At 60.6% G+C, this 515-nt stretch carries 1 protein-coding gene; it reads right to left on the reverse strand.

What is annotated here, in order from left to right:
• Positions 1 to 515: Y-family DNA polymerase (locus AC1DWI_RS26065; protein WP_477726320.1), on the reverse strand; the 515-nt coding region annotated here is incomplete at both ends.

Consider the following 515-nt stretch of genomic DNA (forward strand, 5'->3'; position numbering starts at 1 on the left):
GCCCCAGGCAGCCTCGTGCATCCAGGCGCCGGTGGCCTTGCCGAAGTTGTCGATCAGCCATTGCGGGTCTTGCGCGGCGAGCTCACCGATGGTGTGAATATGGAGCTTCGCGAGTTTGTCGCCGGACTTCGGGCCGATGCCGTTGATCTTGCGTACGTGCAGCGGCCAGATTTTTTCCTGCAGGTCTGTTTCGTAAATGATGGAAATGCCGTTGGGCTTGTTGAACTCACTCGCCATCTTGGCCAGCAGCTTGTTGGGCGCCACGCCGACGGAGCAGGTCAGGCCCGTCTTTTCAAAAATCGCTTTCTGGATGAGCCGGGCCAGCACGCGCCCGCCTTCACGCTGGCCGCCGGGTACGTCGGTGAAGTCGATATAGACCTCGTCCACGCCGCGGTCCTGCATGAGCGGCGCGATGTCGGTGATGGTGCTTTTGAAGAGCTGGGAGTATTTGCGGATTTCCGAAAAATCGACCGGCAGCACAATGGCCTGCGGGCACAGCCTGGCGGCCTTCATCA

The sequence above is a fragment of the Polaromonas sp. P3_C2 genome (assembly GCF_056402675.1).